Origin of the sequence: Bellilinea caldifistulae (assembly GCF_001306055.1) — a bacterium.
GTDB classification, from domain to species: Bacteria; Chloroflexota; Anaerolineae; order Anaerolineales; family Anaerolineaceae; genus Bellilinea; species Bellilinea caldifistulae.
The window spans coordinates 1-26,926 of record NZ_LGHJ01000010.1; the positions used below are offsets into that span (position 1 = coordinate 1).

Sequence of the window (26,926 nt, forward strand, 5' to 3'; positions counted from 1 at the left end):
GAGACCTATGCGGCGGATAAAGGCTATGATGACGGCAACAATCACTTCTATTTAGAACTGCACGGCTTACACTCGGCAATTCGCTTGAAAAAGACGCGCACGCAGAAGAAAGACGCCAACAAAGACAGCTGGCTGGCCTTGGAGCAGACCCAACCGTACCGTCAAGGCTTGAAACAGCGCTACAAAATCGAACGCAAATTTGGGGAAGCCAAACAGTGGCATGGGTTGGGACGCTGCCGGTATTTGGGAAAAATGGGCTTTGCGGTGCAAGCCTTTTTGACGGCGATAGCGCTCAACTTGAAACGAATGGTCAAGCTCCTGTTTGGCGTCGGGTTCAAAACCCCGGCTGGGGCCGCCATCCAAGGGTGAACTCCCATGCGGAGGGTGAAGTGTCGCTGGTGGTCAAAAATCCAGAAAAAATGGAAGTGAAGAGGTCAAATCAAGATACACAGCCCCTTTATTTTAGGGTGGATACCCCATCGGGTGCGGCTTTTCCACCCCTCAAACAGCCTGCTCGGCGTATTACGCTTGATTTTTCAACTCTCTCAATCTAGAAAAAATCTTGCAGTCATTGCATAAAAAACATTCCGACTTCCAGGTTATAGATCAAAAATCTTTGGAAGTCAGATTGCACCCCCCAATGGTCGAAGGTTGAGAGGAGACGTGTCGCAGCAAAACAATAGTTGTCGAGCGTGATTCCGGAGGCGGGTCTGTTTTTGAATGCGCTGAGTGGGCATCAAGTCAGAGAAAGAGCGCATCTATCTTGTTTACAACGGCAAAGGCTGCCATTGATCATGTTTACTGAGCGGAAACCCTAAGCCTCGATAACCACCGTTCAATAATTTCCACTCAAGGTTTCCCTGACTTGTTCCTGATTCTCGAAATTGCAAATCACCAGGATACGATCCCCTTCTTTGAGGATGGTATCTCCTTTGGGGATCCAAAACTTTTTTCCTCTCCTGACGCGGACAATTAATGTGCCTTGGGGGAGGGGGATGTCCATGATTCGCTTTCCGATGTTCGGATTGCCAGGTTGAAGAGATAATTCAAAAACCTTTACGTTCTCTTCCGTCAACGCATCCAGTTGATTTTCCGTGATCTGGTCTTTGTACAAAGCCCGCCGGGTGAGAGCCGCATCATATGCCTGAAGAATGTCGGTTCGTCTCAATACCCCCAAAAGCCGGTTGGGATTATCTCGATCTACCACCGGGAGTTGACCGATGTCCTGGAGGCTCATCCGTCGGAGGGCGTCACTGATTTTCTCATCGGGGTAGGCCGAGAGAATCTTCTTGGAGCAGGCTTCACCCAGGGTGGTTTCTTTCCACCGCTGTGGATCAATTTTTCGGATATCTTCACGGGTTACAATTCCCATCAGACGATTGCCTTCCTCCATAACCAATGAAAAATTTGTGTTTTTCTGCAAAAGTAGGGGAACGGCTTCTTCAACCGTCTTTCGGGAATCAATCATGGGCGGGTTGGTTTGCATGACTTCCGCTACGCGGATGGACTCCAGCACGTCCAGGATTCGTCCGCGTTCCAGGCGGATGCCTTTGCGGGCCAGCTCGGCGTTGTAGACCGAATCCGGGTTCAAAGTGCGGGAAATCACCAGGCTCACGGCAACGGCGAACATTAACGGAAGAATGATGTGATAATCATTCGTCATTTCAAATAGCAAGAGAATAGCCGTCAAAGGTGCATGTACTGACCCGGCCAGGACGGCCGCCATGCCAACCATGGCGTAGGTGGCTGGCACAACGTTGAGGCTCGGAAACAGGGATTGAACTACACTGCCCACACTCCCCCCCAACATTGCACCAATGAACAATGAGGGTGCAAAAACCCCGCCAGCAAATCCACCGCCGATGCTTAGCGGAGTTAAGATCAATTTAGCAGTCAGCAAAACCATGAGGAATGAGAAAGAGATCAGCTGATTATTCAGGACGCTTTCAATGGTTTCATAGCCGACCCCAAACACTTGGGGTAGAAACAGGCCTGTGATGCCCACCGCCAACCCGGCAAGAGATGGTTTAGCCCAGCGAGGGAGAGCAATCCTCCGGAAAATTTCCTTCATCGAGCCTAACAAACGCACATACAAGGCGGAGACTGGCCCAGCCAATATCCCTAACAGAAAGTAAAAAGGCAGTTCGGCGATTTTATGAAAACCGAATGGCGGGACACGAAAAGCCGGTTGATTTCCGGCTATGGATTGGGTCAATATGGAGGATGAAACCGCAGCAACTACAATGATCCCCAGCGAAGAATGCCCAATTTCCCCAATGATGATTTCAAGTGCAAAGAAGATTCCCGCAATGGGGGCATTGAAAGCTGCTGCGATACCGGCAGCAGCCCCGGCTGCTACCAGAGTTCGGATGCGCTCCTCCGAAAGATTGAATTTTTGCCCTACCATTGAGCCGATATTGGCACCGAGTTGAACCGAGGGATCTTCCGGTCCGACGGATGCACCGCTGCCGATTGAGAGCGCAGCAGCCAACACCTTCAGGGGGATGCGTTTATACCGCAATCGTCCGCCCGCAAGGGCAACTGCTTCGATGATACCGGAGACACCTTGGTGCCGCTCCTCTCCAACCAGCCAGTGCATGATTAAGCCGACTACTAAACCGCCAATCGCCGGCAGAATGACGACTGCAAACGGCAATAGGTTTTCGAGGCTCTGCCTCATTTCCACAAAGAACAGATGATGAACTCCTTCGATCAGCGCTTTAAAGAGCCAGATACCACCACCAGCTGCAAGGCCGACACCAACCGCAGCGAGGGCAAACAAAATAGGTTCCTGGCGGATCGGGAAGCGACTTTTAACGGGAAAATGTTTCATCAATTAACCCGGGAAAAGTGTGGCAAACACCTCCGGGGCGTATTTTTCCACCATTTCGGAGGCAATTCCGTTGCGCTGGCAGATTTCGGCATACACATCCACGCTGGTGCGGCGGGTGCGTACCTGCGTCTGGGGGTCCAGTCCCCACAGGCCAAAGCGCTGCGTCCAGCCGCGTTCCCACTCGAAGTTATCCACCAGGGACCAGTGGAAATAGCCCTTGATCGGGTAATTGAAATTGACCGCCCGCCAGACCTGATGAATGTGCTGAATGGTGTAGCGCGGGCGCAGGTGATCGTCGGCATCCTCGACGCCGTTTTCGGTGACGAGGATGGGCAGTTTGAACCCGTTAGCCCATTGGAGCGCTTCGAACATCCCCTCGGGGATGTTGGCGATAAAGCCGGTATCGCTCAGGTCGGCGTTGTGGGGGTAAGAAAGTTTATGGAAGAGCGAATTGAAACCCAGCGGTTTGAAAGTGACCAGATCGCGCGAGTAGTAATTGATTCCCACATAATCCTGCGTTTTGGCGGCTTCGGGGATGGTTGTTTTTTGAAGGGCAAAGCGGAAGGTGCCATCGCTGATGGCGCGGATGAAGGAGAGATTGAAGTTGCGGTGTAAAAAGGCAGCCATCCAGCGGTCAAAGGGTGAGGCAGGACGTGCTGGAGCAAAACTGCGGTAATTGAGGGCGATTCCGACGCGGGCTTGTTTTTGAATGCGGTGAATGGTGCGGTAAGCCAGGGCATGAGCGCGTACCATGTTGTTCAAAACGGCAAAGGCTGCCTTTAAGTCATTTTTACCGGGTGGAAAACCGCCGCCCAGATAACCGCCGTAAGCATAAACATTGGGTTCGTTGATGGTTACCCACAGCGTGACGTAGTCTTTGAGCGCCTCAACAACTTTGGCCACGTACTTCTCAAACAAGGCCGGCACATCCGGGTTTTCCCAACCGCCAATTTCTACCAGCCAGAGCGGATCGCTGAAATGATGGAGAGTGACCAGCGGAGTCATATTGCGTTGTTCCAGACCGCGAATCATCTCGCGGTAATAATTCAACGCTTCTTCGTCCCACATGTCCGGTTTGGGCTGAATGCGGCTCCATTCGATGGAAAGGCGGTGGGCGTTCTGCCCGGTATTTGCTGCCCGGTCAAAGTCTTCCTTCCATCGCCCACCCCACCAGTCACAGGCCAGGCCGGCTTTATGCCCGAATTTGATGCGCCCTTCTTCAGCCTCCCAGGCTGCCCAGTTGTTGTTGGTGTTTTGGCCTTCTACCTGATGAGAAGAAGTGGCAGTTCCCCACAAAAATCCGTTGGGAAAGTGATAGGTGGCTTGCGGCATGATGGATTTCCCTCCACGAATTCACGGATACGGCTGCTCCCAATTATACTCGGTTATAATCTGAGTGATGGAAGAACCCCTTGAAAGCCAGATTGGTAAGCTGTTGTTGGCACGCCGCCTGAAACTGGTGGTGGCTGAATCGTGCACCGGCGGGTTGCTGGGTCACCTCATCACCAACGTACCCGGCTGTTCGGAGTATTTTTTAGGCGGCATTACCGCCTACTCGTATGAAGCCAAGCAGTTGCTGCTGGGGGTGCAGCCGGAAACACTGACGCGGTACGGCGCGGTCAGCCGCAATACGGTGCTGGAAATGGCGCAAGGTGTGCGGCGGGCTTTTGCCGCTCAGGTGGCGGAAGAAAGTTTGGTGGGAGTTGCCATCAGCGGGATTGCCGGGCCGGGGGGCGCTCAGCCGGGTAAACCTGTCGGCCTGGTGTGGATTGGGCTGAGCGCTGCCGAGGGCGGTTGGGCAGCCGATTTTTATGGGCGGGGCAGCCGGGAGGAAAATAAAGCCTTTTCAGCCCGTTGTGCCATGCAAGCCTTAAAGGCTTATCTTGAAGGGACTCTGTTTGTGGAAAAGCAAGGTGAAAAATGAGTGAGGGAAGCCAGAAAAAAGTTTTGATTTTAACCGCTGACGCCGGGTTTGGGCATCGCAGTGCGGCCAATGCCGTGGCAGCCGCTTTGCAGCGTCAGTACGGTGACCGGGTGCAGGTGGAGATTATTAATCCGCTGGATGACAGGAAGACTCCCATCTTACTGCGCGAAAGCCAATCGGATTACGATCTGCTGGTGCGCAAAGCGCCTGAATTGTACAAGTTGGGCTATGATGCTTCCGACACCACCATTACCAGCCTGCTGCTGGAAAGTGCGCTGACCGTCATGCTCTTTGAAGTCCTGCGGGAATTGCTCCGCAAACACAAACCGGATGTGATTGTGACCACTTATCCGCTCTATCAGGCGCCGCTTTCGGCCGTATTTACAATTTTCCGCACCTCCGTGCCGCTGATTACTGTGATTACGGATCTGGTTTCGGTGCACCGGCTCTGGTTTCACGCAAATGTGGATATGCTGCTGGTACCGACCCAGGAAGTGCGCGAACTGGCGATTGAAGCTGGCGTGGCGCCGGAGAAGATTCACATTACCGGCATACCCGTGCATCCGCAAATTGCGGAAGAAAAACGCTCACCGCTGGAATTGAGAACTCAACTAGGGTGGCAGCCGGATCTTTTCACCATTCTGGCGGTGGGCAGCCGGCGGGTGAGCGGATTAATGGATGCCCTGCATGTGATTAACCACTTTGGTGCACCGCTCCAACTGGTGGTGGTGTGCGGTAAAGACCACGATACTTTCCGCGAACTTCACGAGGTGATCTGGCATGTGCCAGTGCATTTGTACGAATATACCAGTGAGATGCCTTCGTTCATGCGCGCCTCAGACCTGATCGTTTGCAAGGCGGGCGGGCTGATTGTGACCGAATCCCTGGCGTGCGGTCTGCCGATGATTCTGGTGGACGTACTGCCCGGGCAGGAAACCGGCAATATGGAGTATGTGGTCAATAACGGCGCTGGCGAGCGGGTAGAAACGCCCATTGAAATGTTAGAAGCCCTTTCTCACCTGTGGATCAACCAGCAGGCACTGCTGAAAAAGCGGGCTGCTCAGGCGCGCCGGCTTGGCAAGCCGAGAGCCGCTTATGAAGCGGCTGAGTGGATCTGGCAGGCGGCCCAAACCGGCATTCGCCGGCTGGAAACCCCCCGCCGAAAATCGCTGTTGGATTTGTTGACCAGTAATCAGATTTTCCCAAGAGAAGACGAACCCCTCACCGAGGATTGAGCATGGATTCAGATGTTTGGGGAGTGGTCATCCTGTCTGCAAATGAAGAATGGAAAGCGCTCAGCCTTCATTTTGAAGGGATTGCCCGGCATAATTCCCCCTTTGGGGAGTATCTTTTCTGCCAGATACAAAATAAACCGCTGGTGATTCTCCACGGCGGGTGGGGTAAAACGGCAGGGGCAGCTTCGGCGCAGTACGCCATTCAACGCTGGCAGCCGAAAGTGGTCATTAACTTAGGTACTTGTGGCGGATTTCAAGGCAGAGTAAGGCGCGGTGAGATCATTCTGGTTGAAGAAACGTGGATGTACGACATCGAAGAGCGGATGGCGGATAGCTGGGAGGCGCTGGAAGCCTACCACGTTCGCCTGAATCTTGACTGGCTGGTTCAACCCTATCCCCAACCCGTACGCCGGGCGGCTTTGCTCTCGGCAGACCGTGATCTTAATCCGGCAGAGATACCGCTATTGACGGAAAAATTTAATGGGATTGCCGGGGATTGGGAAAGCGGGGCGATTGCCTGGGTGGCTCAGCGTAACCACACGCCCTGTCTGATTTTACGCGGCGTCACCGATTTGGTGGATGACTGCGATGGAGAAGCGTACGGACGCTGGGATGTCTTCGCTCAGGCAACCCGCAACGTAATGAACAACCTGTGGCAGCATTTACCGGCATGGCTGTTGTGCTGTCAATTGTCATGAATCAACCAGAAAAAAGTCAAGTTTGTGCTGGCGCAAACTGAAATCCGACAAAACCGGTTATAATACCCTACAATCAGATTGTGCCAATTTTCACCTGAGGTTTTACATTCTCATCCCTGTTTTCGGTATTTCTCATTTTCGATTAATGTTTTCATGGAAAATTGAAAACGGAGCATGTTTCATCCATTGTGAGTGATCTTTACAGGAGGTAAGATGAACGATTCTCAATCCACTGCACGCACGTCCTCAGGAAGCCGAGTCAAATTTTTAATCGGTGGGCTGCTGATCGTTGCGGCAGTAGTTTATTTAATTGCCTCATCCATGCAGGCCAGTGCTCAGTACTTTATGACGGTGGCAGAATTGGAAGAAAAAGTGGCTGAAATTGGCGACCGCGAATTGCGCATTTCGGGAGCCGTCATCGGTGATTCAATTCAATATGATCCCAGTACCCTGCGGCTGGAATTTGTGATTGCTCATATTCCCGGTGACCAGAAAGAGATTACGGCCCAGGGTGGCCTGGCGGCCGTGCTTCATACGGCGGTCAACGACCCTTCCCAACCGCGCTTGAAGGTGGTTTACACCGGCGTAATGCCCGACCTGATGCGCAATGAAGCCCAGGCAATTGTGACGGGCAGAATGGGGCAGGATGGTGTTTTTTATGCCGAGGAATTATTGCTCAAATGTCCCACCCGTTATGAGGAAGCCGTTCCCGATCAGGCGATGGATGGCTGAGTCGGAAGCGGCTCGAAGGAATTATGATTTTTCTGCCGGGTTAGCTTCTCCCCGGCTCTTTGCTGTTTACGCTTAGGACATTACGAGGAGAGAATATGCTCGCAAATATCGGTTTTGGTGTACTGGTTGTGAGTTTCATCACCTCACTTTACGGGATCATCGCCTCGATCATCGGTGTGCGTAAAAATTCACTGGCGTGGGTGGAAAGTGCCCGTAAAGCCATGCAGATCACTTTTCCCTTAATCACAATTGTGGCGCTGGCAATCATTCTGCTGCTGGTAACCGGGCAGTATCAGGTGCAGTATGTGTATAACGTCACCAGCAGTACCATGCCGCTCTACCTCAAGATCACAGCCCTGTGGGGCGGCCAGTCCGGCTCGCTGGTGTTTTGGGCGTGGCTGATGTCGGCGTTTACAACCGCGGTGACCCTGCGCAAGTGGGAACGTGACCGCGAATTTCTGCCATGGGTGATTCTGGTTGGACTGGTCACACTCACCTTTTTCCTGTCTTTGATCCTTTTCTTTGAAAATCCCTTTGTGCGCTTTTGGGTGACCGCAGCGGGAAATCAGGTCATTTCGATGTTCCCACCGGCTGGCGCAGCCCCGCTGATTCCGGCTGATGGGCGCGGGTTAAATCCCCTGCTGCGCCATCCCGGCATGATCATCCACCCGCCGATGCTTTACCTTGGATTTGTTTCATTTGTAATCCCCTACGCCTTTGCGGTAGCGGCACTGGTCACCGGTCGGACGGATGACCGCTGGATCCGCATCACCCGCCGATGGACGCTGGTGGCCTGGCTCTTCCTTTCACTCGGGCTGGTGCTGGGCAGCCGCTGGGCGTATGATGTGCTGGGTTGGGGTGGCTACTGGGCCTGGGATCCGGTTGAAAATGCAGCCTTTATGCCCTGGCTGACCGGGACGGCCTTCCTGCATTCGGTGATGATTCAGGAAAAACGCGGTTTGTTCAAACGCTGGAACATGATCCTGATCATTCTGACGTATGCGCTGGTCATTTTTGGCACTTTCCTGACGCGATCGGGGGTGCTTTCCAGTGTTCATTCTTTTGCCCAAAGCGCCATTGGTCCAATGTTCTTCGGTTTCATCGCGCTTTCGATGATTTTCTCGGTCTGGCTTCTGATCTGGCGCTGGCAGATTTTACACGCCGAAGGCAATATGCACTCGTTGCTTTCCCGTGAAGCGTTGTTCCTGTTGAACAATCTCCTGTTTATGGGCATTCTTGTGGTGGTTTTTTGGGGAACGGTCTTTCCGCTGATTTCCGAATTGTTCACCGGGCAAAAAGTGACGGTTGGACCGGCCTTCTACGAACGCTCGACTGGCCCCTTGTTTGCCGCGCTTTTGCTGTTGATGGGGATTGCCCCGCTTTCGGCGTGGGGACACTCGACCGTAAAAACGCTGGGTAAAGCGCTCTGGAAACCGGCACTTGCGGCTCTGGCAGTTGTGATTGCTGCCTTCGCCGGTGGAATCCGTAATGGCTGGGCGCTGTTTGGTTTTCTGCTGGTTTCGCTGGTAATCTTTATCACGCTGTTCGAGTACTTCCGCGGTGTAACCGCCCGTCGCCGGCGGACGGGCGAAGGCTGGCTGGCTGCCCTTTTCAACCTGATGGCGCGCAACCGGAGGCGTTATGGCGGGTACATCATTCATCTTGGTGTGGTTTTAATGGCGCTTGGGATAATCGGCATTGAAATGTTCCAGACCGAAACTCAGGGGACCATTCCGCCGGGTGGGTCTCTGCGTTTGGGGCGTTATGAGGTCACTTTCACCCGCCTGGACATTTTCGATGCCAACGATGGGCGCAATGTAGCCCGTGCAACCGTGCTGGTCAGCAAGGACGGGCGGATGGTGGGTGAGCTGCATCCCCGCCGCGACCTGTACTTTGACTCGATGCAGCCGATGACCATTCCTGGCGTCAGAAGCACGATTGAGGACGACCTGTATGTGCTGCTGGTGGACTGGCAGCCAATCTCCTCCACAGGGGTAACCTTTAAGGTTTTCCACAATCCTCTGATCAACTGGTTGTGGATAGGCGGCTTCGTGTTTATCCTCGGCATGCTGGTGGCTGCCTGGCCGGATAAGGATCCACAGCCGGTACCGGTTGCGGTGCGGCGTGGTCAGGCCATACCCAGCCGTTCGAGCGGAGATTGATGTTTATGATAGGAAAAACAGGTTTATTGCGGCGTTTGGCATGGCTGGTGGTACTGACGGGCATTCTGATAGCGGTTGCAGTTGAGCCGGTTTCGGCTCAGCAGCCCACCCCCTCGGATGACGATGTTAACCGGGTTGCAAAGCAAATGTACTGCCCGGTTTGTGAAAATATTCCGCTGGATGTTTGCCCGACCCAGGCCTGCGCTCAATGGCGTGAGCTGATCCGCCTGAAGCTTTCCGAAGGGTTGACGGATGAAGAGATTCGCCAGTACTTTGCCGAACAATACGGCGACCGCGTGCTGGATGTTCCCCCGGCGCGGGGCTTGAACTGGCTGGTGTATGTGCTGCCACCTTTGTTCATCGCAGGCGGGGTGTGGATTGTGGCACGGGTTTTCCGTTCAATGGTCAAACCGTCGGCAGAAAATGCGGGGGCTTCCCTCGAAACCACACCCACACCGAGCGTTGCTGAAGACCCGTATGTGGCAAAAATTGAAGAAGAGCTGCGCCGGCGCGAGCGCGAAGGCGGATGAGCATTTCCCTTCGAGGGATGAGATGAGGAGAAGCTTGAATGGTTGAGGAGCGTATCAACAACGCAGAGAAAACGAATCGCCAGACCTTGCCGCGCTGGGTCGTTGGTCTGGTGTTCGCAGTTTTGATCGGCTTTCTGGTGCTGATCGGCTTGGGTTTACGCCGTACTCAGGAAGGCCCCATCGTCATTGGTCAGAAAGTGCCTTATTTTGAATTGAAGACCTTTGATGGAGAAGTCTATCACACTCAGCAAATGCAGGGTAAAGTGATTGTGGTTAATTTTTGGGCTTCGTGGTGTAAACCCTGCGAGCAGGAAGCCTTTGAGCTGGAAGAAGCCTGGCAATTCTACAAACCGCGCGGTGATGTGGTTTTTTTAGGTGTGGATTACGTAGATACCGAACCCGAAGCCAAAGCCTTCATTCAGCAATTTGGGCTGACTTACCCCAATGGCCCAGATTTACGCACACGCATTTCGCAGATGTTCCGGATTCAGGGCGTGCCTGAAACCTACATCATTGACCGTGAAGGCCGGTTGGCGTTCGTCAAAAAAGGGCCATTCCTGTCCGTGACCGAAATTCGCGGCGCAGTTGACCCGCTGCTGCCATAAACTTTGATGCGAGGAGAAACAATTTCATGGATGTAGGCTCTGTTCTGCTAATCCTTGCGCTGGCGTTGCTGGTAGGAATGATTTTGACACAGCCTTTTATGCGAATCAAGGAAACCGAAAAATTGATTCAGGAGCGTAAAACTTCTCAGGAAAAAGATCATCTCCGTTCTGCACTGCTTGCCGAGCAGGAACGGGTTCTTTCTGCTTTGCAGGAATTGGAATTTGATTACACGTTGGGGAAAATTCCTGCTGAAGATTACCCCCACGAACGGGCGGCTTTGCTAAAGCACGGCGCGGATATCCTCCGTCAACTGGATGCCTTGCAGCCGACCAACGGCAGGCAAAAAACGGCGGAGGAACGGATTGAAGCGGCGGTGGCTGCGCGGCGGGCGGATGCTGCCGGCGGTCGCCCGGTTGTGGCTGCCAATCTGGACGAAGTTGAACTGGCCATTCTGGAACGCAAGCGGCAGCAGCAGGCTCGTCCGGCGGGCTTTTGTCCGAAATGCGGCAATCCGGTGACCGAACTAGACCGCTTTTGCTCGCGGTGCGGAAATCCTGTTGAAAAATCATAGAAGAATGGAAGAGCATGTTTCGAAATCGGCATTTTAACTACTTGCGGACTACACTTGTTTGGGTAGTTTGGGCGGTTTTAAGCGGTTGTTCCGTTTCACTGGCAGCCGATGTTACCCCGCCGCCCAACGCCCAGTCCTTTGTGGCTCAACAACCATCAGCCACCAGTGAGGTGCTGTATCCCACAATTCCGCCTGATCCCCAGCGTGGCGCTCAAATTTACGCCGAGAAATGCGCCGCCTGTCACGGTGAACGCGGTATGGGGGACGGTCCGCAGGCCTCTCAATTGACCGTACCGGTTCCGCCGCTGGGAGATTTATCGCTGGCACAGGGCGCCAGACCGGTGGAATGGTACCAGATTGTGACCAACGGTAACATTGAGCGGTTCATGCCGCCCTTCCGTTCACTGGATGAACGGCAGCGCTGGGATGTGGTTGCCTACGCGTTGAGTCTTTCCCTCAGTGATGATTTACTGACGCAAGGGGCTGAGCTGTACCAGCAAAAGTGCCAGAATTGTCACGGTGCGAAAGGGCAGGGCAGTGCGCAGGCGCCCGGCTGGCAGGAAGATACTTCCCGGCTGGCTTCCCTTTCGCTGGCTGAAATGAGCAGTGTCATCCGGGGTGGAAAAGGCAACATGCCCGCTTATGGAGGCGAATTTACCGACTCCCAGATTCTGGCGCTGGCAGCCTTCTCCCGCACGCTGAGTTTTGAAAGTTCCCTCTCCGTTCAAAGCCCTGCCCTTGACCAGATCGCCCCTGGGACGGCTGACCAAAATCAAAGCGAACCGTCTCAAGCGGGGGCTGAGTTGCGGCTTGCCATTCAAGGGAAGGTGATCAACGGTTCAGGCGGCACACTGCCGCCCGGTCTGACCGCCGAGCTGGCCGGTTATGACGGCATGGTTCAGGTATACGGGGCAGAAGCTGAGGTGGCGGCAGACGGCACATACACATTCCCAGATGTGGAAATTGTTCCCGGCCGCGCCTTTATCGTATCGGTCAATTATCAGGGTTTTACCTTCAATTCGGATGTGTTTCATAATCTTGGCGAACCGCTGAGCAATCCGATCGAATTGCCGGTAACGGTCTATGACACCACGACGGATAGTTCCGCATTGCGGGTAGATCGCCTGCATGTTTTCTTTGATTTCACCAATCCCGATGCGATTCAGGTGGCGGAGTTGTTCTTATTGAACAATACCGGCAGCAAGGTCATCAGCGGTCAGGCCCCCGGACAACCGGTGATTGAGTTTGAATTGCCGGAAGGTGCGTCCAATCTGCAATTCCAGAGCGGGGCGGTTGGCGGACGATTTGTGATGACCGAAAAGGGTTTTGCCGATACTCAGCCGATTCCGCCGGGTTCCGGCAGCCAGATTTTGTTTGCCTACGATCTGCCGCTCTCTCGCCGGACAACCGTGCGAATCCCGATCAATCTACCGGTGGATGCGGCTATCGTCATGATTCCACAGGGCAGTATGACTCTGCAAAGCAGTCAATTACAGCCGATGGGGCAGCGTCAGATTCAAGGGGTCACACTGGACCTGTATAGTACGACCGATTTACAGGCCGGCAGTACCCTGGAAATGACCCTCAGCGGGCGCATGAGCAGCCCGATCAATCTGCAAACCGGACAGACCGGGGCTTTGATCGCCGGTGCGCTGGCGCTGGTTTTGGTGGCAGGCGGGGGAGCCTACTGGTACCTGCGTCAACAGAAATCGGCCTCTCCGTCCGAAGAACAGCCGCCGGTTGAGGGCGAAAGCCGTGAAGCTTTGATGGATGCCATCATCGCGCTGGATGACCTGTATAAAGCCGGTCAGTTGAGCGAAGAATCGTACCAGCAGCGGCGCAGCGAGCTGAAAGAGCGCCTGCGTGCTTTGATGGATTGAAACGGGATGAGTTCTTTGATCGAAGTGCGTTCGCTGGTCAAGCGGTTTGGGGCAAAAATTGTCCTGCGCCAGTTGAATTTTCACGTGGAAACCGGTGAATTTGTTGCCCTGCTTGGGCCGAACGGGGCCGGAAAGACTACCTTTTTGCGCATTCTCGCATCACTGGCGCGCCCCTCGCTTGGAGAGGTGTGGGTGGCTGGTTTCCGGCTTCCCCAGCAGGCTGCCCACGTCCGCCGCCGTTTGGGAGTTGTCAGTCATCAGCCCTTGTTGTATGGGGATTTGAGCGCCGAAGAGAACCTGCGGTTCTACGGGCGCATGTACGCGGTTAAGGACCTTGAAGCCCGCATCCACGAGGTGCTGGAACTGGTCGGTCTGGTGGCGCGCCGACGGGATCTGGTGCGCACCTTTTCGCGGGGGATGCAGCAGCGCCTGGCAATCGGGCGGGCAATTTTACACGATCCGGATGTGTTACTGCTGGATGAGCCGCATACTGGTCTGGATCAGGATGCCTGCGACATGCTGGATGGGGTGTTACGCCAGATTGCCGGTCAGGGTCGCACGGTGGTGATGACCAGTCACGACCTGGCGCGGGTAGAAGACCTTGCTTCGCGCTTTGATGTGCTGACCGGTGGGCGGATCACGGCCAGCCAGCCGGCGGACGGGCTGCCGCGCGACGGCCTGCTGGCTTTTTACCGGCAGGCACTCGAAAGCCAGCGCAGCCTGCAGGGAGCAACCCGATGAGCGGATTAACCCCGTTTATCAGCGCGATGAGCGCGGTCATCTGGAAGGATTTACGCGCTGAATGGCGCAGCCGCGAGGTCATTTCTGCCATGCTGGTGTTTGCACTGCTGGTGATTCTGATCTTTAACTTTGCACTGGATTTACAGCCGAATGTGCGGGCGGGCATCTCTTCTGGCGTTTTATGGGTTACGCTGGCGTTTGCTGGAACATTGGGTTTGAATCGTTCGATGGCGGTTGAAAAAGACCGTGGCTGTCTGGATGGGCTGCTGCTCGCGCCGGTGGACCGGGCGGCGATTTATCTGGGCAAAGCTTTTGCCAACCTGCTTTTCATGCTGTTGGTGGCGTTGATCGTCCTGCCGGTTTATGGCATTTTGTACAATACCAACCTGCTCATCCCCGGTTTGCTGGTGGTGATTTTGCTGGGCAGTGAGGGGTATGTCGCCGTCGGTACACTGCTTTCGAGCATGGCGGTTCAGGCGCGCACCCGCGATATTCTTCTGCCGATTTTGCTCTTTCCGGTGGCGGTGCCGGTGGTCGTTTCGGCGGTTAAGGCTACCGGTGGCTATCTCGCCGGGTTGGGCTGGGAAGAAATCCAGCCGTGGTTTACACTGCTGGTTGTGTATGACGTCATCTTCACTTCGGTGGCGTTTATGGTGTTCGATTCGGTGGTTGAGGAGTAATTTTAAATAACTGTTTTGGAGGTGGAGTATGCTTCAAAAACCCAAATTATTAACGGTACTGGATGTGGCTGCGATTGCTTCGTTTCTGGCAGCGACGGGATTGGTATTCTTTTATGCCCCGCTTGAACGGGTGATGGGCGCCGTCCAAAAAGTGTTTTATTTTCATGTTGCCTCCGGTTGGGTGGGGATGCTCAGTTTTGCGGTGGCGGCGGTTGTCGGCGTAATCTATCTGATACGCAAAGACCTCAAGTGGGACTCGGTGGGGGTTGCGGCGGTTGAAATTGGCATTGCTTTTACTTTGATCAATGTCGTCACCGGGGCAATCTGGGCTCGTCCAATCTGGAATACATGGTGGACGTGGGATCCGCGTCTGACAACGGCGACCATCATGGAACTGGTTTACTTTGCCTATCTGATGCTGCGTTCCGGCATTGAAGAGCCCGAACGGCGCGCCCGTTTTGGGGCAGTGTATGCGATTATCGGGTTCCTGAGCGTGCCGTTGACCTTCTTCTCGATCCGCCTGTTCCGCACCATCCATCCGGTGGTGATCGGCAGCAACGATCCAGGTGCCATGGGTGCCTTCGACATGACCCCGCGCATGACTCAGGTTTTCCTCTTCAGTCTGTTAGCCTTTACAATTGTCTATTTTGACCTGCTGTGGCACCGCATTCGGCTGGGAAAATTAGCCGAGCGTGTGGAAAGCCTGCGGCTTAAGTTACAAGCCTAAGGAAGGTGAGCAATGGAACAACCCGCCAACACATTGTCTTATTTTATCGCCGGTTATGGTGTCATCTTTGGGGTGATGATTGTTTACCTCGCCAGCTTGATCATCCGCTGGCGCAATTTGAAGCAGGATGAAGCCCTGTTGAATGAACTGGATCAAAAAGAGGGTGGTTCAAAGGAGTAAAACTGTCAGAGGTGCGCGAGAAAGGCGCACCTCTGACTTTTCAGGGAGGAGAAGGAACGAGAAAACCGTCCAGTCTATGCCCCAATTTGTTCCGGCACCTGTGGCAGGCGTTCGCGGATGGATTGGATGGCTTCTTCCGGCAGCTGATAGTCTTCCAGTCGCCCGTGATTGAAGGCGTCATAAGCAGTCAGATCAAAATTACCGTGGCCGGATAAATTGAACAGAATTACCCGCTTTTCACCCTGCTGCCTGGCAAGCAGCGCTTCATCAATGGCGGCGCGGATGGCGTGGGCCGATTCGGGGGCAGGTACAATCCCTTCATGGCGGGCAAACAACACCGCGGCTTCAAAAGTCGCCCGTTGCGGAACAGCCACCGCCTCAATCAAACCGGCATCGTAGAGGGCGCAGATGGAAGGCGCCATGCCGTGATAGCGTAAACCGCCGGCATGAATGGAAGGCGGAATGAACGAGTGACCCAGCGTGTACATTTTGACAATTGGGGCCATTTGAGCCGTATCACCGAAGTCAAAGGCGTAGATGCCGCGGGTCAGGGAAGGTGCCGCAGTGGGTTCGACTGCCAGCAGGCGGGTGCGCTGCCCGTTGCGCAGGTTTTCGCGCAGGAAGGGGTAGGCGATCCCGCCAAAGTTCGACCCGCCGCCCACACAGCCGATTACCACATCTGGGTATTCTCCGGCCATATCCATCTGTTTGAGGGCTTCTTCACCGATGACGGTCTGGTGGAGCAAAACATGATTAAGTACTGAACCGAGCGAGTACTTCTTTGTCCCGTTGGAGGTTGCCGCCACTTCGACTGCCTCGGAAATGGCGATGCCGAGTGAACCGGGGCTGTCAGGGTCTTGTGCCAGTATGGCGCGGCCGGCCTGGGTCAGATTGGTGGGGGAGGCGAAAACTTTGGCGCCAAAGGTTTCCATCAGAAAGCGGCGGTAAGGTTTTTGATTGTAGGAAACCTTGACCATGTACACTTCCAGTTCCATATCAAAAAAGGCACATGCCATTGAAAGGGCTGACCCCCACTGCCCGGCCCCTGTTTCGGTGGTGAGGGCTTTGGTGCCGGCTGCTTTGTTGTAAAACGCCTGAGCCAGAGCGGTGTTGGACTTGTGGCTGCCGGATGGGGAGGCGCCTTCGTATTTGTAGTAAATGTGGGCGGGTGTGCCAAGCGCTTTTTCCAGCCGGCGGGCGCGGATCAGGGGAGTGGGGCGGTAAAGTTTGTAGGCTTCCCGCACTTCTTCGGGAATTTCGATATACCGCTCGGTGCTGACTTCTTGCAGGATTAAGTCCATCGGGAACAACGCGCTGAGAAAATCGGGTGTGACCGGTTCTTTGGTTACCGGGTGCAGCACCGGCGGCAGACTCACCGGGCTGTCGGCCAGCACGTTGTACCAGTAGCGCGGCAGGTCACTTTCATTGAGCAGGTAACGGGTTGATTCAGACATGGTTAAACCTCCTTGTGTGGTTAGATTAGGTGGAAATTAGCAAAAAGCCCCGGCAGACGGGCTACTTTGCCCGTTTTCGGGCTGCAACGCCAGCCCAAGGGTCAGCCCCATGGCGGTCAACACCTCTTCGAGAGTTTGGCGGGCAATTTGCCGGGCGCGGTTGCTGCCGTGATATAGAATCTCACGCAGATAGGCTGGTTGGGAGATGAAGCGGGCGCGCTGTTCGCGCAGGGGTTGCAGGCTCTGATTGAGTTTCTTTGCCAGATATTGCTTGATTTCGACATCGCCAACTTTACCCTGGCGGTAGCGGTTTTTATACTCCTCGATTTGTTCGCGGTCGGGGTCAAACTGTTCCAGATAGATGAACAGGGGGTTGCCCTCGACCCGACCCGGATCGGTTGGGTGAATCCGATGGGGGTCTGTGAACAGGTTCATCACTTTGCGGGTGGTTTCTTCTTCGGAATCACGCAAGAAGATGGCGTTCCCGTATGAGGTGTGCATGGTGCGATTATCCAGGCCCGGCAGGCGCGGCATGGTGGAAAGAAGGGCTTGGGGTTCGGGGAATAAATCCCCATACAGGCTGTTGAAACGGTGGGCAATCTCACGAGTCAGTTCGATGTGCGGCAGTTGATCCTCGCCAACCGGTACGACCGAGGCTTTGTAGAGCAGAATGTCAGCTGCCTGTAAAACGGGGTAGGTCAGCAGGCCAAGTGAGGGTTGAATGCCAAGTTGTTTGACCTGCTCTTTGTACGTTGGAACACGGTGCAGGCGAGATTCACTGACCAGCATGCTCAACAGCAGAGCTAACTGACTGTGCTCCGGCACGGCCGATTGCAGCACAAGCGTACTGCGTTCGGGGTCAATGCCGGCGGCCAGCCAGTCGGCTACAACTTCGAGGGTGTTGGCGCGAATTCGTTCGGGATTCTGGTAATCGGTGGTCAGGACATGCAAATCGGCCACGAGGAAGAAGCATTCATGGCTGTCTTGTAAGCGCACCCAATTCCGAAGGGTGCCAACCAGATGCCCAAGGTGACGCGGGCCGGTGGGACGGTGTCCGGTAAGAATCCGCTGGGTTTTAACGGTCATCTTTTCAACCTCCTTACTTCTCGACTTAAAACAAACGAACCTGTGTTCGTGGGGACGAACAACAGGTCCGTGGTGCCACCCCGGTTAGGCTGCCGGTAAAAAAATTCCCCGGTGATGCACACAGGGGAAAGAAGCCAGCCTCACTCGTTGCGGGTACGGCCAATTTGGCGATACCCTTTGCCCTGATAACGGTGGCAACTCCGGCTCAGACTACTTGGGGATTAACCCGTTCGCCCTGCAACTCCGAGGTCCATTCATCGCCGCTGTACGGGCAGGCTCTCACCTGTTCCTGCTCTCTGTACCGCCATTTCGGCGATTACTCGTCCTCTTCATCGTCTTTTTGGATGTGTTTTGGAAGATTATAATGATTTTATGGAGTTTGTCAAGCATGAATTTGGGGGTTATAATTTGGAAGAAAGAAGAAAATAGAATTTTTTATCGCAGGAGTTATCCCTTGACATTCCCAAATCCTTTTTACCGCTGGCGTCCGCATCCCTGGCATGGGTTGGAGATTGGTCCAAATCCTCCCCAACTGGTTCATGCCTACATCGAAATTACCCCCTTCGATCTGGTAAAGTACGAGGTTGAGAAAACGACCGGTTATCTGAAAGTGGACAGGCCGCAGCGCAGTTCGTCCCAGCCGCCCACGCTGTATGGTTTTGTCCCGCGCACATACTGCGGAAAACGAGTCGGTGATCTGACACCCATGGCTGCCCGTGGCGATGGCGATCCGCTGGATATTTGCGTGATCAGCGAACGGCCGATCACAAAATCCGAAGTCATCCTGACCGTGCGGGTGGTGGGGGGGTTGTTGATGATTGACAACAACGAAGCGGACGACAAGATCATCGCCGTACTTCACAATGATAAGTTTTGGGAAAATGCTCAGGATGTGACTGACCTGCCGGATGTGCTGGTGGAACGGCTGCGTCACTATTTCAGCACTTACAAACTGGTGCCCGGCAAAGAGAGCCAGACCTTCATTCATTCGGTCTATAACGCCGAACACGCCATGAAAGTTATTGAGGCCGCGATTGCCGATTATGATGAAGCCTACGGCAGTTGACCATTCAGGAAAGGGCTTTTTGCCACTCGATTAATCCGCGCAGGTGTTCCTGTTCGTGATCAAGGATGTCGCTGGTGAGGATCATCACCAGCGTATTTTTTCCTTTGAGCCACGAGAACAAGGTGGGATTGTTCAATTCGTCGGAGGAGTATTCGTTGATCCTCCGAATGGTTTGATCGCGGATGATTCGGTAATCACTCCATACACGTTCAAAAGGGCGATCTTTGAATTGGGCGTACCAGAGTGCGTTTTGTTCATCGGCACTGATCTTTTTGAAATGGACGGTGGACGGTTTGACTCCCTGGCGGGCCTGAAACAGTAACTTAATGGTTTCCGACTCCCATAATAAAAGATGCGCCAAAACATCCTTGACTGACCAGTAACCACACGCACCGGCCTGTAAACGCTGCTGCGGAGTAAGCCCTTCCACAAAATTGAGCATGGCTTGATGGCTTTCTTTGAGTGAACGAATTAAGTCCTGTGGATCAATGCGTTGAATATTCATGCAATCATTCCTTATGGGATTTTCAAGTATTTTCCAGTATAGCATTGATTATCGGTTAAAATCACAGAGAGATTCATGACGGAGGCAGTTTGTGTCCAACTTTCCAATTGACCGCGAAACCTGGCAGAAGGGTCTAACTGTTGAGGAATTTGTGGAGAGCATGACCCAACATCAAGAACCGATGCGGCGACGATTAGAGCAGGTGAGGCTTCAACCGCAGGAAATTGCCCAAATTCAGAAACTCGACAGACGCCTTTATCTGGCGGTGATGACGGAGGATTGGTGTTCCGACTGCCTGATGGTGCTGCCCATTCTGGTCAAACTGGCGCAGGCATCCGGAAAAATTGAAGTGAAGGTGTTTATCCGGCGGGAATGGCCGGCTTTGCGGTCTTTTTATCAAAGTCAGGATATCCCCAGTATTCCCGTTGCCACATTTCTGGACGATCAGTTTCAGCCGTTGGTCACCTGGATCGAACGGCCGCGAGCGGCGCATCATCGGCTGGCGGAGTGGAAACTGGCGCACCCGGAGGTAGAACAAATCCGCCGGCGGGCAGATCTTTCTTCGGAAGAAAAACGGCAACTGCTTAAAGAGGTGCTCGACCAATTGCTGGTCGAGATGGAAGAGTGGTACGCTGAAGAATTGCAGTCCGAAACCGTGCGGGAGATTTTGGAACTGTTGGGGTTGGAGTCGGTCGGTAGCGGAATCTGATTTATTCCTCCAGCCTCACACAGGTATCGTGAAAATAGTCTTGCTCAATGCTCTGCCATGTTTCGGCAGGGTTATTGCGCAGCAGGGGCGCAAATAAAGGCGTGACGGCTTTGATTTGATCAGCCATGCGCTGGACAGCCCGCCGTAGTGAAAAATGAGCGTTTTCCGCACTACGCAGGGAAATCAAGTGATCGGCGGAGCGCAGATTCATTTGCAGTAAAACACGGCGGTTGTAGGCATTCGGCACGACGTAGGCAGCCACTTCGTGGTTGAAATTTGCCAGCCGCCGGTAAGCCCGGTGTGCCATTTGCATGGCCTGCCGGAAGTGGTCTTCCATGCCGGCGAGGACAATCCCGCGCGGAAGTGCATAACCCAGATGGGTGGAGAGGGGCTGGGCGGTTTGGGTCATCATACGATGGCGTTTCAACTCAAAATAAGCCCCCTGATCGAGGTACAGGTCAAAGATAAACGTTGAAAATTCCAGTTCGCGCAGGGGGATGGTGTGCTTTTCCAAGCCGCCCAACAGGGTTTCGGCAATCTGGCGGCGAAGGTTGGAATCCGCCGTCTTGACTGTCCGCAAGCACTGCGCATAGTCAAGGGAAGCAAAGCGGTAAAGTGCCGCTGCGAGGATGTGATCCTCGGCTTCTGTGTCCCAGAAAATCAGGCTGCACCAGTCGGTTGGTTGTGAAGTTGGGAGGATTTGTTCGGCCAGTCTTTGCAATTGCCGGGAGGTATTTTGCAAGTAGGGGAGGGGGTTGGCGTATTTGACCAGCGTCGGCACGCAGGCCTGAGCCACACTTTTGATCTCCTCACCAGCCTGTCGCACTTCGCTGAGCGGGTGACTGAGCATTTTGGAGAGGGTATGTTCAAGGGCGCGAGCGTTTATTGTAACTCCGACGTTGGCAAGGGCGGCTGCCGGCAGGTAAAAGCGGGCAATATCCACGTATTTTGAACGGATGCGCCGTTCCCAGGCAGTTTCGCTTTCTCCCTCGCGGGCGGGGTATTGTTGTTGAATCAGGGCGCGGACTTTGGGTAAAGCCTCTTCGTAAGCCTCAAACAATCCCAATACCGTTTCCTGATACAGCGACTGCAAGGGATGGTTTTCCAGCTCAGCCGGTAAATGATAATCCTCTTTCGTCCATTTCTGATAACGGGTTGATTTTTCAGTGTAGGATGCCAGCCGGCACGATTCGAGGCTTTCAACCGCCAGACGGGAGATGTTTTCAACGGCAATGTGCAATACGGCATGTTCGGCAACGGAGGCATGACCATAGCCGACTACCCACTTCTCATGGAACTCGGCGCTTTTTTCATCGGTCAACTCGGCGGCGATTTCGATAAAACGTTGGGGTGAGCGGGAAGTTTTGGCAAAAGTAACGGCGATGGTTTCGGGGGGTAGATTTTTAGGGTCGAGCAGATACACCTGTCGTTTAGGGGGCATGGGCAAGCACCTCCTCCGCCGTTTTTTTATCTTTGTTGACCTGTTCAATCAACGCATCTACGGAAGCAAAGCGAATTTCTGAACGTAAATGCTGAACAAATTCCAATTCAATGGTTTGATCATAAAGATTTTGCTGGAAGTTGAGTAAATGTGTCTCCAGATGGGGCTGCAGGCTGTGCTGGTCAAAGGTCGGCCGGAATCCGAGATTGGTAACCGAGGGGTAACGCCGATGGGCGACCCATGCCCAGGTGGCGTACACACCGCCGGCTGGCAGCAGCTGTTCCTCCCAGAATTTCAGGTTGGCGGTTGGAAAACCCAGTTGTTTACCGCGCCCGTCCCCATGAATCACCTTGCCGGTGATGCGGTAATAGCGTCCCAACAGACGGCTTGCCTGGCGTACTTCGCCCTTTTGTAAGTGATCGCGAATCAGGCTGGAGGAAATCCGCTCACCTTCCAGGGTAACCGGATCAATCACCTGTAAGCCGAAACCCACTTGTTGGCCGATCTCACGTAGGCGTGAGAGATTGCCTTCTCTGCCTCGACCGAGGGCGAAATCGGCCCCGGCGAGCAGCTGCCGAATTTTAAAACGGGAGGAAAGCCACTGCATGAATTCCTCAGCGCTGAGGGAGGCCATTTGGAGGGTGAAGGGCAGCGTAATCACCAGATCTACACCGGATTCTCCCAGCAAGCGGGCGCGTTCCTGCGGTGAGGTCAGGTAGCGGGGTTGGTCAATTTTACCAAGGACGACGGCCGGGTGGGGGTGAAAAGTAATCACCAGACTGCTGGCCGAATCCCTTTTGGCACCTTCAACGAGTCGGCGCAGGATGGTTTGATGTCCAAGGTGGACGCCGTCAAACACCCCAATCGTCAACCAGACCGGCGTTGAAGGGGCTTCTTCAATGGAGGAAAGATGCTGCATGTTCACCTGTAGAAGGCTGAATAAAGCCGTAGTCGGGCAGACAGGCTGAAATCACCAATCTTCCGGCTTATTGGTAGAACACTTTTTTGGGCTGCCATTCGCTGGTTGCCGGGTCAAATTCCAGCAAAGCGATCAGTTCTCCCTGCTCGCTGATGCCGCGGGCCATCTTCCCGATGCCGGCTTTGCCGGGGATGCGGTGACCATGACGCACAGCGTCCACCTGTTCGCTGGTCAGTTCCACCGATGGCCAGTCAGAAAGGGCTTCGGCAGCCGGAATGACATATTGATACCAGTTGCCTTGTTCAAAGGCTTCTTTGAGCTTCCGCAGCGGGACGGCATCCCGCAGGGTAAAGCGCCCGCTTTTTGTGCGCCGCAGGCCGACCAGATGGGCTCCACATCCCAACATCTTGCCCAAATCGTTTGCCAGCGAGCGGATGTATGTGCCGCTGGAGCAGTACACATCAATCACAGCCTCGGGCGGCGCCCATTCCAGTAGTTCCAGACTGTACACCCTGATCTTGCGGGGTTGAAGATCTAACTCTTCACCCTCGCGGGCCGCTTCGTAGGCTTTTCGTCCCTTTACTTTTACGGCGGAGTAGGGTGGCGGTACCTGTTCAATTTCTCCGATGAACGACTGCAAAGCTGCTACAAACTGTTCTTCGGTGATATTGACCGGATTATTGGTTAAAACCTGTCCATCTGCATCGTAAGTATCGGTGGTGGTACCCAGTTGGATGACCGCTTGATAGCGCTTATCTGAGGCAGAAACGTATTCAGAAAGCCGGACGGCCGGGCCTAACAGGACGACCAGCACGCCGGAGGCTCGCGGATCCAACGTACCGGTGTGACCTGCCCGCCGAATGCCCGTTCCCCGCCGGATGATCTGAACAATGTCGTGTGAGGTGTAACCAACCGGTTTATCCACGACCAGGACGCCTGAGATGGTGTTATTCGGGTTTATGGTATCGTTCATCTTTTGCAAATCCTTGCGAAAAATCTTTCCCCTTGTTCGTCAGGAGTTTGAATTACCGCTCATGAAGTCCTCTGTGGCAGCCAGCACTTTCGCCTGAACCTCCTCCAGACTGCTGTTGATTTCTGCGCCAGCTGCAGCCGGATGACCGCCACCGCCAAATTGTGCCGCCAGTTTGGAAACATCCCAACCCGGTTGGGCGCGCCACGAAACCTTCACATGATCGTGTTTTTGTTCGTTGAACAGAATGGCGATGTCACATTCACTGATGCTGGAAAGCAGATTAGCCAGATCAGCGTCATCATTGCCATTATACCCGACTGTGCGCCGGTCTGCCTGAGTTAAGGTTGACCAGATGATGCGTCCCTTTTTTTGCAGGGTCGAAAGACCTACTCCCCAGTAGCGGGCTTCTTCGAACGAGCGCTGCACCAGTCCGCGGTAATATAATTCGGGCAGGTTGGCGCCTTTTTCCATCAAATCGGCGGCAATGCGCAGGGCTTTCGGGTTCATGTTGGAAGTGCGGAAGCCGATGGTGTCGGTGATGATGGCCGTCAGCAGCGCTTCCGCAACCGGCAGGCTGATTTCTAGCCCTAATTGCGGAAGAATCTCCGCCAGAATGGCGGCCGTTGCAACCGCTTCGGGATCTACCCAGTTGAGTCGGGCATAACCGGGGTTGGTGATGTGATGATCCACCTGTATATCCGGTTGGTGGGAGTTGAATGCCGCCCCAATTCGTTTGATGTCAGCAGCATCCACGACGATGAAGGTGTCGAATTTTCCCTGCGGTGCGCGGACGATGTCCCGGCTGCCCGGTAAATGGAGCATGTTCGGTGGCACGGAATCACTCAACGCCATAACCACATCTTTCCCGGCCTGACGAAGAGCCAGCCCAAACCCCAGCATCGAGCCGATTGCGTCTCCATCCGGACGGATGTGGGATGTGATCAAAATCCGCTGGGCGGACTGGAGTGTCTCGCGCATGGCGATCAGGGTTTGCGGGTCATTCATGATCATTTTCTTCTTCCTCTTGGGAGGATTCACTGGCAGTTGGGTTTTCGTTGCGCAACGAAGCTAACAGGCGTTCGATGCGGTCGGCGCGTTCCGGGGTGGGATCCCAATGAAAACGCAGGCGCGGAAAGACCCGTAATTCGATTTGATCCGCCAGCGTGCGGCGGATGAAACCGGACGCGCTCTGTAATCCGTCGAGGATTTCCTGCGCGCGCTGGCTGCCTTCCACGGCTGAAACGTAAATATCGGCGTATGCCAGTTCGCGGTCGACTTTTACATCCGTAACAGTAATACCGCTCAGGCGCGGGTCACGGATTTGACCCATGACCAGCATCTCCGAGAGGTCTTGCCGAATTCGGTCAGCAATTCGTTGGAGTCGAAGATTGGAGGGCATTGTTTACTTACCTCGTCGGGCTGTTGATTCTAAAATCAACTCCCTTTTTCAAAAATGTAACATTCAATTTCATCACCGACAGCGATGTCGTTGAAGTTTTTGAAAGCGGCACCGCACTCAAAACCGGCGCGGACTTCACGAACATCCTCTTTCTCGTGCTTAAGAGAGGCGAATTCACCTTCATAAATGATCGTTCCTTCGCGGCGAAGGCGGACTTTGGCGTTACGCCGAAACTCACCGCTCAACACCCGGCAGCCAGCCACCACGCCGACTTTGGAAATACGAAAAGTAGCCAGCACCTTACCGTGGCCGATGATCACCTCTTTTACTTCGGGTTCCAGCAAGCCTTTCATGGCTTTTTCAATGTCTTCGGTAAGGCGGTAGATGATGTCATACAGCCGGATGGAAACACCTTCGCTTTCGGCTAACCGACGCGCAGCGGCATCGGCCTGCACGTTGAAGCCAACGACAATGGCGTTCGAAGCAGCCGCCAGCATCACATCATTCTCGCTGATATTCCCCGTTTCAGCGTGTAAAATGTTGATGCGGATTTCCCCACCTTTGCCCAACTCATTCAAGGAGGAGATAATCGGCTCCAGAGAGCCCTGCACATCGGCTTTGATGATCAGCCGCAATTCGTGATCTTCACCGGATTGTACCTTGTTGAAAAGTTCCTCAAGGCTGATTTTGGGGGCAGAAGCCAGGCGTTTCTGCTGCTGTTGAAGGCGTTCTTCCACTACTGTGCGGGCTTCCCGTTCATTCTCGTAAACAAGGAAAAGCTCACCGGCATCCGGCACATCGTTCAATCCCATAATTTGAACCGGGGTGGAAGGGCCGGCTTTGCGCAATTTCCGCCCGCGGAAGTCGAACATGGCGCGGATGCGTCCGTATGCCTTTCCGGCAACGACGATGTCGCCGGTTTCCAGTGTGCCGTTATAGACCAGTAAGGTTGCCACCACGCCTTTGGCACGATCCACTTTGGCTTCAATCACCGTACCGAACACACGTCCTTCGGGATTGGCTTTGATATCGAGGGTATCTGCCACGAGGAGGATGGCCTCCAGCAAATCATCAATTCCTTTACGCAACTTGGCCGATACCGGCACTACCATCGTATCGCCATCCCAATCATCCGGCACCAATCCTACTTCGGCTAATTGTTTTTTTGTAAAATCCGGGTTGGCATCCGGGCGGTCAATCTTATTCATGGCAACGATAATTGGCACACGGGCGGCGCGGGCATGAGCAATGGCTTCGCGGGTTTGCGGCATTACACCGTCGTTGGCGGCTACCACCAGGACTACAATATCGGCTCCCTGAGCACCCCGCGAACGCATGGCCGTGAAGGCCGCATGGCCGGGGGTATCCAAAAAGGTGATCAGGCGGTTTTTGTGTTCAACCTGATAGGCACCAATGTGTTGGGTGATACCACCTGCTTCACCGCCGGCAACGTTGGTATCCCGGATGGCATCCAGCAGGGTGGTCTTGCCGTGGTCTACATGACCCAAAATCGTCACAACCGGCGGGCGATCCTGCAGGGCTTCCGGTTTCTCTTTGGCAATCAATTGCCGCCATAGCGGAATTTCGCCGACTTCTTTTTCTTCAACCTCTTCATAAACTTCCGGCTGAGCCTCATAACCCAATTCGGAAGCCACCACTGCAGCGGTGTCGAAATCAATTTGCTGGTTAATGTTGGCCATCACCCCGTTGGACATCAAGATTTTGATGACCTGAATGGGGCTGGCCTGCATTCGTTGCGCAAGGTCACGAACCGTGATACTGGCTGGCAGTTCGATTGTTTTGGACCCATTATCGCTCATAGTGCACCTCTTTCATGTAGTTTCTCCCTGCTTCCCCTGTGGACCGTTGCCTCTG

General features: G+C 54.2%; 27 protein-coding genes and 1 other annotated feature. Of the genes, 16 read left to right on the forward strand and 11 right to left on the reverse strand.

Annotation, left to right across the window (positions count from 1 at the left end):
- Nucleotides 1-369: transposase (locus tag AC812_RS03670; protein ID WP_062158777.1), on the forward strand; the 369-nt coding region annotated here is incomplete at its 5' end.
- Nucleotides 370-835: 466 nt separating this feature from the next.
- Here the strand turns inward: AC812_RS03670 and AC812_RS03675 are convergent.
- Complete coding sequence (locus AC812_RS03675) at nt 836-2,833, reverse strand: chloride channel protein (protein WP_061914417.1); 1,998 nt, start codon at nt 2,831-2,833, stop codon at nt 836-838.
- A 3-nt stretch (nt 2,834-2,836) separates the two neighbouring features.
- On the reverse strand, nt 2,837-4,165 hold the full coding sequence (locus tag AC812_RS03680) for a glycoside hydrolase family 1 protein (protein ID WP_061914419.1): 1,329 nt from the start codon (nt 4,163-4,165) through the stop codon (nt 2,837-2,839).
- A 67-nt stretch (nt 4,166-4,232) separates the two neighbouring features.
- Here AC812_RS03680 and AC812_RS03685 point away from each other — a divergent pair, with 67 nt between their 5' ends.
- From AC812_RS03685 to AC812_RS17465, 13 genes are all read left to right on the forward strand, one after another.
- Nucleotides 4,233-4,757 carry a CinA family protein gene (locus AC812_RS03685; RefSeq protein ID WP_061914421.1) on the forward strand — a complete coding sequence of 175 codons (525 nt, stop codon included), beginning with the start codon at nt 4,233-4,235 and terminating at the stop codon, nt 4,755-4,757.
- Nucleotides 4,754-5,992, forward strand: coding sequence for an MGDG synthase family glycosyltransferase (locus tag AC812_RS03690; protein ID WP_061914423.1), 1,239 nt, complete (start codon nt 4,754-4,756; stop codon nt 5,990-5,992). The genes AC812_RS03685 and AC812_RS03690 overlap by 4 nt, the downstream gene beginning before the upstream one ends.
- A 2-nt stretch (nt 5,993-5,994) precedes the next feature.
- Nucleotides 5,995-6,690 carry a 5'-methylthioadenosine/S-adenosylhomocysteine nucleosidase family protein gene (locus AC812_RS03695; protein WP_061914425.1) on the forward strand — a complete coding sequence of 232 codons (696 nt, stop codon included), beginning with the start codon at nt 5,995-5,997 and terminating at the stop codon, nt 6,688-6,690.
- A gap of 213 nt (nt 6,691-6,903) precedes the next feature.
- On the forward strand, nt 6,904-7,422 hold the full coding sequence (locus tag AC812_RS03700) for a cytochrome c maturation protein CcmE (RefSeq protein ID WP_061914427.1): 519 nt from the start codon (nt 6,904-6,906) through the stop codon (nt 7,420-7,422).
- A gap of 95 nt (nt 7,423-7,517) precedes the next feature.
- Complete coding sequence (locus tag AC812_RS03705) at nt 7,518-9,584, forward strand: heme lyase CcmF/NrfE family subunit (RefSeq protein ID WP_061914430.1); 2,067 nt, start codon at nt 7,518-7,520, stop codon at nt 9,582-9,584.
- Between the two features lie 5 nt (nt 9,585-9,589).
- Nucleotides 9,590-10,114: a cytochrome c-type biogenesis protein gene (locus tag AC812_RS03710; RefSeq protein ID WP_169787254.1), complete on the forward strand. Its 525-nt coding sequence runs from the start codon at nt 9,590-9,592 to the stop codon at nt 10,112-10,114.
- 38 nt (nt 10,115-10,152) lie between these two features.
- Entirely contained in the window at nt 10,153-10,719 is a 567-nt protein-coding gene (locus AC812_RS03715) for a TlpA family protein disulfide reductase (RefSeq protein WP_061914437.1), read from the forward strand.
- A gap of 26 nt (nt 10,720-10,745) precedes the next feature.
- The gene (locus tag AC812_RS03720; RefSeq protein WP_061914441.1) at nt 10,746-11,291 is read left to right on the forward strand and encodes a zinc ribbon domain-containing protein; all 546 of its coding nucleotides are present in this window, start codon (nt 10,746-10,748) and stop codon (nt 11,289-11,291) included.
- Nucleotides 11,292-11,305: 14 nt separating this feature from the next.
- Nucleotides 11,306-13,171, forward strand: coding sequence for a c-type cytochrome (locus AC812_RS03725; RefSeq protein ID WP_061914443.1), 1,866 nt, complete (start codon nt 11,306-11,308; stop codon nt 13,169-13,171).
- Nucleotides 13,172-13,177: 6 nt separating this feature from the next.
- On the forward strand, nt 13,178-13,912 hold the full coding sequence (gene ccmA / locus AC812_RS03730; protein ID WP_061914446.1) for a heme ABC exporter ATP-binding protein CcmA: 735 nt from the start codon (nt 13,178-13,180) through the stop codon (nt 13,910-13,912).
- Nucleotides 13,909-14,592 (forward strand): heme exporter protein CcmB, encoded by a 684-nt coding sequence (locus AC812_RS03735; RefSeq protein ID WP_061914449.1) that lies wholly within the window; start codon nt 13,909-13,911, stop codon nt 14,590-14,592. The genes ccmA and AC812_RS03735 overlap by 4 nt, the downstream gene beginning before the upstream one ends.
- A 28-nt stretch (nt 14,593-14,620) precedes the next feature.
- Nucleotides 14,621-15,319 (forward strand): cytochrome c biogenesis protein, encoded by a 699-nt coding sequence (locus AC812_RS03740; protein WP_061914452.1) that lies wholly within the window; start codon nt 14,621-14,623, stop codon nt 15,317-15,319.
- Between the two features lie 12 nt (nt 15,320-15,331).
- Complete coding sequence (locus tag AC812_RS17465; RefSeq protein WP_157235403.1) at nt 15,332-15,499, forward strand: hypothetical protein; 168 nt, start codon at nt 15,332-15,334, stop codon at nt 15,497-15,499.
- 74 nt (nt 15,500-15,573) lie between these two features.
- Here the strand turns inward: AC812_RS17465 and AC812_RS03745 are convergent, their stop codons facing one another.
- On the reverse strand, nt 15,574-16,953 hold the full coding sequence (locus AC812_RS03745; protein WP_061914457.1) for a TrpB-like pyridoxal phosphate-dependent enzyme: 1,380 nt from the start codon (nt 16,951-16,953) through the stop codon (nt 15,574-15,576).
- Between the two features lie 36 nt (nt 16,954-16,989).
- Nucleotides 16,990-18,039 carry a tryptophan--tRNA ligase gene (gene trpS, locus AC812_RS03750; protein ID WP_082148973.1) on the reverse strand — a complete coding sequence of 350 codons (1,050 nt, stop codon included), beginning with the start codon at nt 18,037-18,039 and terminating at the stop codon, nt 16,990-16,992.
- A 47-nt stretch (nt 18,040-18,086) separates the two neighbouring features.
- Nucleotides 18,087-18,381, reverse strand: a binding site (T-box leader).
- A gap of 112 nt (nt 18,382-18,493) precedes the next feature.
- Between trpS and AC812_RS03755 the strand changes: the two genes are divergently transcribed.
- Nucleotides 18,494-19,105 (forward strand): inorganic pyrophosphatase, encoded by a 612-nt coding sequence (locus tag AC812_RS03755; RefSeq protein ID WP_061914838.1) that lies wholly within the window; start codon nt 18,494-18,496, stop codon nt 19,103-19,105.
- A gap of 4 nt (nt 19,106-19,109) precedes the next feature.
- Here AC812_RS03755 and AC812_RS03760 read toward each other — a convergent pair whose 3' ends face one another.
- Nucleotides 19,110-19,610 (reverse strand): ClbS/DfsB family four-helix bundle protein, encoded by a 501-nt coding sequence (locus tag AC812_RS03760; RefSeq protein WP_061914460.1) that lies wholly within the window; start codon nt 19,608-19,610, stop codon nt 19,110-19,112.
- Between the two features lie 91 nt (nt 19,611-19,701).
- On the opposite strand from AC812_RS03760, the gene AC812_RS03765 reads away from it, so the two are divergent.
- The gene (locus tag AC812_RS03765) at nt 19,702-20,319 is read left to right on the forward strand and encodes a thioredoxin family protein (protein WP_061914465.1); all 618 of its coding nucleotides are present in this window, start codon (nt 19,702-19,704) and stop codon (nt 20,317-20,319) included.
- Between the two features lies 1 nt (nt 20,320).
- On the opposite strand, the gene AC812_RS03770 is transcribed toward AC812_RS03765, so the two are convergent.
- From AC812_RS03770 to infB, 6 genes are all read right to left on the reverse strand, one after another.
- A complete protein-coding gene (locus AC812_RS03770) occupies nt 20,321-21,760 on the reverse strand; it encodes an FAD-dependent thymidylate synthase (RefSeq protein WP_061914468.1) in 1,440 nt (479 codons plus the stop codon).
- Nucleotides 21,750-22,679, reverse strand: a complete 930-nt coding sequence (locus AC812_RS03775) for a bifunctional riboflavin kinase/FAD synthetase (RefSeq protein WP_061914470.1) — start codon at nt 22,677-22,679, stop codon at nt 21,750-21,752. The genes AC812_RS03770 and AC812_RS03775 overlap by 11 nt, the downstream gene beginning before the upstream one ends.
- Before the next feature lie 67 nt (nt 22,680-22,746).
- Nucleotides 22,747-23,652, reverse strand: coding sequence for a tRNA pseudouridine(55) synthase TruB (gene truB / locus AC812_RS03780; RefSeq protein ID WP_061914473.1), 906 nt, complete (start codon nt 23,650-23,652; stop codon nt 22,747-22,749).
- Between the two features lie 39 nt (nt 23,653-23,691).
- Nucleotides 23,692-24,663, reverse strand: coding sequence for a DHH family phosphoesterase (locus AC812_RS03785; protein WP_061914476.1), 972 nt, complete (start codon nt 24,661-24,663; stop codon nt 23,692-23,694).
- A complete protein-coding gene (rbfA, locus tag AC812_RS03790; RefSeq protein WP_082148975.1) occupies nt 24,650-25,051 on the reverse strand; it encodes a 30S ribosome-binding factor RbfA in 402 nt (133 codons plus the stop codon). The genes AC812_RS03785 and rbfA overlap by 14 nt, the downstream gene beginning before the upstream one ends.
- A 35-nt stretch (nt 25,052-25,086) precedes the next feature.
- Entirely contained in the window at nt 25,087-26,871 is a 1,785-nt protein-coding gene (infB, locus tag AC812_RS03795) for a translation initiation factor IF-2 (RefSeq protein ID WP_061914481.1), read from the reverse strand.
- Between the last annotated feature and the right edge of the window lie 55 nt (nt 26,872-26,926).

Excerpts from the sequence above, each read along its gene's own strand:
- trpS (WP_082148973.1), bottom strand. The coding sequence starts at position 18,039 with ATGACCGTTAAAACCCAGCGGATTCTTACCGGACACCGTCCCACCGGC.
- AC812_RS03775 (WP_061914470.1), bottom strand. The coding sequence starts at position 22,679 with ATGCAGCATCTTTCCTCCATTGAAGAAGCCCCTTCAACGCCGGTCTGG.
- AC812_RS03760 (WP_061914460.1), bottom strand. The coding sequence starts at position 19,610 with ATGAATATTCAACGCATTGATCCACAGGACTTAATTCGTTCACTCAAA.
- AC812_RS03770 (WP_061914468.1), bottom strand. The coding sequence starts at position 21,760 with ATGCCCCCTAAACGACAGGTGTATCTGCTCGACCCTAAAAATCTACCC.
- AC812_RS03735 (WP_061914449.1), top strand. The coding sequence starts at position 13,909 with ATGAGCGGATTAACCCCGTTTATCAGCGCGATGAGCGCGGTCATCTGG.
- AC812_RS03710 (WP_169787254.1), top strand. The coding sequence starts at position 9,590 with ATGATAGGAAAAACAGGTTTATTGCGGCGTTTGGCATGGCTGGTGGTA.
- AC812_RS03685 (WP_061914421.1), top strand. The coding sequence starts at position 4,233 with ATGGAAGAACCCCTTGAAAGCCAGATTGGTAAGCTGTTGTTGGCACGC.
- AC812_RS03690 (WP_061914423.1), top strand. The coding sequence starts at position 4,754 with ATGAGTGAGGGAAGCCAGAAAAAAGTTTTGATTTTAACCGCTGACGCC.
- AC812_RS03715 (WP_061914437.1), top strand. The coding sequence starts at position 10,153 with ATGGTTGAGGAGCGTATCAACAACGCAGAGAAAACGAATCGCCAGACC.
- truB (WP_061914473.1), bottom strand. The coding sequence starts at position 23,652 with ATGAACGATACCATAAACCCGAATAACACCATCTCAGGCGTCCTGGTC.
- rbfA (WP_082148975.1), bottom strand. The coding sequence starts at position 25,051 with ATGCCCTCCAATCTTCGACTCCAACGAATTGCTGACCGAATTCGGCAA.
- AC812_RS03785 (WP_061914476.1), bottom strand. The coding sequence starts at position 24,663 with ATGATCATGAATGACCCGCAAACCCTGATCGCCATGCGCGAGACACTC.
- AC812_RS17465 (WP_157235403.1), top strand. The coding sequence starts at position 15,332 with ATGGAACAACCCGCCAACACATTGTCTTATTTTATCGCCGGTTATGGT.
- ccmA (WP_061914446.1), top strand. The coding sequence starts at position 13,178 with ATGAGTTCTTTGATCGAAGTGCGTTCGCTGGTCAAGCGGTTTGGGGCA.
- infB (WP_061914481.1), bottom strand. The coding sequence starts at position 26,871 with ATGAGCGATAATGGGTCCAAAACAATCGAACTGCCAGCCAGTATCACG.
- AC812_RS03745 (WP_061914457.1), bottom strand. The coding sequence starts at position 16,953 with ATGTCTGAATCAACCCGTTACCTGCTCAATGAAAGTGACCTGCCGCGC.
- AC812_RS03695 (WP_061914425.1), top strand. The coding sequence starts at position 5,995 with ATGGATTCAGATGTTTGGGGAGTGGTCATCCTGTCTGCAAATGAAGAA.
- AC812_RS03675 (WP_061914417.1), bottom strand. The coding sequence starts at position 2,833 with ATGAAACATTTTCCCGTTAAAAGTCGCTTCCCGATCCGCCAGGAACCT.
- AC812_RS03700 (WP_061914427.1), top strand. The coding sequence starts at position 6,904 with ATGAACGATTCTCAATCCACTGCACGCACGTCCTCAGGAAGCCGAGTC.
- AC812_RS03705 (WP_061914430.1), top strand. The coding sequence starts at position 7,518 with ATGCTCGCAAATATCGGTTTTGGTGTACTGGTTGTGAGTTTCATCACC.
- AC812_RS03720 (WP_061914441.1), top strand. The coding sequence starts at position 10,746 with ATGGATGTAGGCTCTGTTCTGCTAATCCTTGCGCTGGCGTTGCTGGTA.
- AC812_RS03740 (WP_061914452.1), top strand. The coding sequence starts at position 14,621 with ATGCTTCAAAAACCCAAATTATTAACGGTACTGGATGTGGCTGCGATT.
- AC812_RS03725 (WP_061914443.1), top strand. The coding sequence starts at position 11,306 with ATGTTTCGAAATCGGCATTTTAACTACTTGCGGACTACACTTGTTTGG.
- AC812_RS03680 (WP_061914419.1), bottom strand. The coding sequence starts at position 4,165 with ATGCCGCAAGCCACCTATCACTTTCCCAACGGATTTTTGTGGGGAACT.